This is a genomic window from Klebsiella sp. EMBS2024 (assembly GCF_036233805.1).
In the GTDB taxonomy this organism is placed as follows: domain Bacteria; phylum Pseudomonadota; class Gammaproteobacteria; order Enterobacterales; family Enterobacteriaceae; genus Klebsiella; species Klebsiella pneumoniae.
This window is the reverse complement of the sequence record NZ_JAZARW010000001.1, coordinates 1,594,242-1,597,014: the sequence shown is the minus strand read 5'-3', so window position 1 is coordinate 1,597,014 and position 2,773 is coordinate 1,594,242. Positions and strand designations below refer to the sequence as shown.

At 49.0% G+C, this 2,773-nt stretch carries 3 protein-coding genes; all 3 read right to left on the bottom strand.

The window, feature by feature from the left end:
* Positions 1-1,091 (bottom strand): Y-family DNA polymerase (locus tag VZP09_RS07185; RefSeq protein WP_328794996.1); only part of this gene is annotated, 1,091 nt, incomplete at its 3' end.
* A gap of 1 nt (position 1,092) precedes the next feature.
* The gene (locus VZP09_RS07180) at positions 1,093-1,512 is read right to left on the bottom strand and encodes a translesion error-prone DNA polymerase V autoproteolytic subunit (RefSeq protein WP_442910125.1); all 420 of its coding nucleotides are present in this window, start codon (positions 1,510-1,512) and stop codon (positions 1,093-1,095) included.
* Positions 1,513-2,061: 549 nt separating this feature from the next.
* Positions 2,062-2,484 carry a hypothetical protein gene (locus VZP09_RS07175; protein WP_328794995.1) on the bottom strand — a complete coding sequence of 141 codons (423 nt, stop codon included), beginning with the start codon at positions 2,482-2,484 and terminating at the stop codon, positions 2,062-2,064.
* Positions 2,485-2,773: the final 289 nt, after the last annotated feature.

Here is a 2,773-nt window from a genome sequence, read left to right as displayed (position 1 = left end):
GCGTTGTCATCGAAAAGATTCAGCTGCGCTACGCCCTGGCTGTAGAAATCACCAAGCATAACGCCTGCTTTCTGATAGCGATGCCCCTCTCGCCAGATTACATCGAGACATTTTGTCGCCGCGGTGATGATGTCCCGGCTATCCTGGGTCGGTGTAAGCAGCTTTACTGATGCACTGTTCCCGTAATACGGCTCGTTCAGCGCGAAAGGACTCGTTTTGACAAATGCGGAGATAAACCGGCAATACTGGTGCTCACCACGGAGTTTCTCCGCTGCACGTGAGGCGTAGCTGCATATTGCCTGCCTCATCTCATGGTATTCCGTGATACGACCGCCGAACGAACGGCTGCAGACGATTTCCTGTTTCACCGGTGCGAATTCCTCCAGACCGAGACAGGGTTCCCCACGAAGCTCCCGCACAGTCCTTTCCAGCACAACGTTAAAGTGTTTCCGGATAAAACGGATATCGGTATCCGCCAGTTGAAGCACCGTTTTAATGCCCATTGCCTCCAGTTTTTTACTGATACGGCGCCCGACTCCCCAGACCTCATCCACCGGAAGCAAAGCCATCAACTTCCTCTGCCTTTCAAGATTAGACAGATCCACCACTCCTCCGGTCTGTCGCTGCCACTGTTTCGCCGCGTGATTGGCCAGCTTTGCCAAAGTTTTAGTCTGGGCTATGCCGACACCGACTGTGAGGTGCGTCCTGCGCAGAACCGTCTCGCGAATTTCTCTGCCAAAATCGGTAAGGTCGCGACAATTCCGAACTCCTGTCAGGTCGCAAAATGCCTCATCAATACTGTAAATTTCGCAGCGTGGAGAGAGTTCCTCCAGAGTTGTCATCACTCGGTTGGACATATCGGCATAAAGCTCATAGTTGCTGCTAAACGCGATAATACCGTGCCGGCGAAAAATATCCTTTTGTTTGAAGTACGGCTCACCCATTTTGACGAAGGGCTTCGCCTCTGGTGAACGGGCGATCACACAGCCGTCGTTGTTTGACAGAACGACCACCGGCCGCCCCTTCAGGTCAGGACGGAAAACAGTTTCGCAGGATGCGTAAAATGAGTTCACATCGCAAAGTGCAAACATCTCAGCCAGCCGATTTGATGATGTAAGTTACGACCCCGAACACATCAAGAGTATCCTCGCTACCCACGACTATCGGCGAATATGCAGGGTTCATTGGGTTAAGCTGAACCCGCGGATGCAGCTGAAGCTTCTTAACGGTAAATTCCCCATCCACAGCAGCAATAACGATATCGCCATGAACTGCTGTCCTTGAGCTATCCACAACCAGAAGATCCCCTTCCCCTATGCCGGCGTCTTTCATGCTGTCGCCCGCGGCTTTGACAAAATACGTCGCACTGGGGTGGTTAACGAGCAACTCGTTCAGATCNATACGTTGCTCAACATAATCCTGCGCNGGACTAGGAAAACCACATTGCACAAGGTCGCTGTACAACGGGAGCAGCATGATCTGACGTAACTCAACGGGCGTGTAGAACTGNATAATAAACTCGCTCACATTAANACTGTTTTTATATACAGTAGTTTTAACAGAGCGACATATCAATATAGGTTCTGGCTATCAATTTACGTCATTGACGTAACACATTGATGTAATGAGTAAGGTAAGTCTTAAAGTGTATTCAGTCCTTAGCTGTTTGATGGTTTTGCGAACAATGCGAGGTTAAAATTTTTCAGCTATAGCAATGCCTTCATAGCAAATTGCTCACCTGCGATCTCTTGCATACGGTTCGCAGGTGTGCAAACTTAACCGGCTGGCAAATATTTCTCAATCGTCTTCACCCCCTCCTATCACATCGGCCACCGACCCNATGNTTTAACTGCTCANACCAGAAATATCTGGAANCTTTAGGNATCTTCTTGGAANATNGANGAGNGCAAAGACGCACACAGCAATGATGTTATGTAGTATTTTCCCCTTGAGTGTGCCTGCTCAAGGGGATTTTTTATCGCCGTATTGTACNGGNAAATATTTGTAAATNGTCTTCACNCCCACGCCTGTCACATCGGCCACACGCTANTGGACAGGCGNTTAGTCCGGTATGTTTCTCGCGCTACTACTGCTTACGTTAACGTCTGGTAATGATCTAGCGGCGCGACGTAAAGCGGCGTTGAAAGCAATTATAGTGACCGGCCGGCGNTGGTACTTCACACGGTTAGAATGNCTCTGAAATAAANAAACATCTTCTGGATAGCGTTCTCTTCTNCGAGCAATCATCGCCTCCACTGGAGGGGTTGATTNAACACGTAGCTCCTTCAGGTGACCCTGTTTTCGTATCAGTATCAAGTCACCATCAATATCATCATATCGAATACTCAGCAGCCTTCCAGCGCTTAAACCCGTGTGAAAAATTAACGCCCACAAGTCNGCCCATGTATCTGAGATGGAAACAAGATTGCTGTTAATAGTTAAAAATTGNTCAAAACTTATTGTTTTCTTACCGTTCACGAACAAACCAAACTGTTTTCAAANCTGAATGAATTGATTAAGCCAAACGTAACATATCAGGAAAAGTAGTGAAATCTTTGTCTTCAAGTCGCCGGGAGGTACTTGTAGATTGTTTTCACGTCTACANCTATNACATCTGCNANCTGNTGCCGGGTNGCGCCGTTCTCCAGCATTCNGCGGCANCNNTCCACCACNTCTTCNGTCATTACCCGGCGGCGNCCGCCNACTCTCCCCTGNTCCCTCGCNNCTGCNAACCCGGCTCGGGTACGCTCNACGATCAGCTCGCGCTCCATCT